Annotated in this window: 3 protein-coding genes; 2 read left to right on the top strand and 1 reads right to left on the bottom strand. The window is 25.4% G+C overall.

Annotated features, from left to right (window positions below; genetic code table 11):
- Positions 1-319, top strand: a 319-nt coding sequence (locus tag CD150_RS13615) for a DUF6978 family protein (protein WP_240621246.1), incomplete at its 5' end; no start/stop codon positions are given.
- A 4-nt stretch (positions 320-323) separates the two neighbouring features.
- Entirely contained in the window at positions 324-1,115 is a 792-nt protein-coding gene (locus tag CD150_RS12975) for a DUF1828 domain-containing protein (protein WP_103161659.1), read from the top strand.
- Between the two features lie 124 nt (positions 1,116-1,239).
- Here the strand turns inward: CD150_RS12975 and CD150_RS13540 are convergent.
- Positions 1,240-1,585: hypothetical protein (locus CD150_RS13540; protein WP_169926889.1), on the bottom strand; the 346-nt coding region annotated here is incomplete at its 5' end.

The following is a 1,585-nucleotide window of genomic DNA, read 5'->3' as shown; positions in this document are numbered from 1 at the left end:
TGTTAAACCTGGGAAAATAACGTTAAATTTTAGAGAGTCACAATACAACTTAAATTTACTACGTATTAACTTAAATGATGGATTTCATAAAAATTCAAATAATAAAATAATTAGAGGCAATAGAATAAACGTTTTTTCCGAATCAGAATATAAGAAAAAGAATGATGGTTCTACTTATATGATAGCTTACCCTTTACCTTATAAAGTATTTGAAAATAATTCAGATTTCGTAACCCAGTTATTTACCTTACTAAAATATACAAAAACTATCCACCATGATAATATTAATATTGAATCTAATTTATTTTTAGGGTGGTGATACTATGTATGACAAAGAAATTAAATCTATTAGCAAGGAATACTTTGATTACTTGAAAAAAGAATCTAAATTCATACCTTTAAAAAATGAAAGTATTGAATTTTATTCACCAGTAATCGATTATTTTGGAGATTCAATTTCAGTAAATATCTCTAATTATAATAATGAATATCTACTAACAGATTATGGAGAAACTTTATGGAACATGGAACAATTTGGCATAGATTTAACTAGTCATAAAAAACAAAAAAAGTATCAGTTCCTTAAAAATATAATCGAGAGTAATGGTTTAGTATTAGAAAACAACAAAATTCAACAATTTACCACTAGAAAAAAATTACCCCAAGCGATACATGATTACGTTTTAGCGATATCAGAAATCAGCAATTTAGCTATTTTGAAAAAAGATAATATAAAATCTCTCTTTAGAGATGAAGTCATACAATACTTTTTAAGAAATAGAGATATCTATCCCAACGTTTTTCCTGAATTTAAAGTAGAAGGAAAATCAAAACTTACTCATAACTTTGAAGCTGTGTTTCCAGGTAAAACAACAGAGTATGTTAAAACTATTAAACAAATTAACAAGAATAGTGCCAAAAATGCTCTTTTTGATTGGGATGATGTTGAAGATTATAGAAGTAAAATGTACGATTCTAATGCTAGGTTAAATATTATTACAGAAAACGAAGATGAAATAAGTGATTCCGTAGCAACCATGTTATCCCAATATAATGTTGATGTATTACCATTTGACAATAAAGAAAAATTAGAAAAAAAATTTAGCAAGTCTTAATTTCAGAGCACTCCACTGTGCCCTATATATTTTTCTTTTTTTAGGAGGAGTCTTTGTAGCCTTTTGAAAACTTTTATATGTGCCGTATATACAATTGTCATTGAAAAATAACCCACCTATTCGTTTAGGTGGGTTTATTTTTATTATTTTTATTTTCTAAATCAAAGTTAACTAAATAATCAAAGTTATAATAAGAAGATAAGTAATTCATTCTTATTATATATCTAACGGAATTTATGCATAAATTAAAGATTTTCACAAAATCAATATCTTCATTTTTAGGCGTTTGAGTTAGCAAACCATGTCTAGAAACCAATCCAACACTTAAATAATTGTTTGTTATTCTTTTAAAAGCTTTTAATTCTTTTAATATCTTTTTTAGGTCATCATAAGTATTTTTTATATTTTTTATTACTTCATTATCACTTTTATAGATACTCGAAATTTCTAATATCTCACCTTGATATTTT

It is taken from the genome of Staphylococcus ureilyticus (assembly GCF_002902235.1).
In the GTDB taxonomy this organism is placed as follows: domain Bacteria; phylum Bacillota; class Bacilli; order Staphylococcales; family Staphylococcaceae; genus Staphylococcus; species Staphylococcus ureilyticus.
The sequence above is the reverse complement of the archived record's forward strand: the minus strand, read 5'-3'. Positions and strand labels throughout refer to the sequence as shown.

Coding starts and splice junctions, on each gene's coding strand:
- CD150_RS12975 (WP_103161659.1), top strand. CDS start 324: ATGTATGACAAAGAAATTAAATCTATTAGCAAGGAATACTTTGATTAC.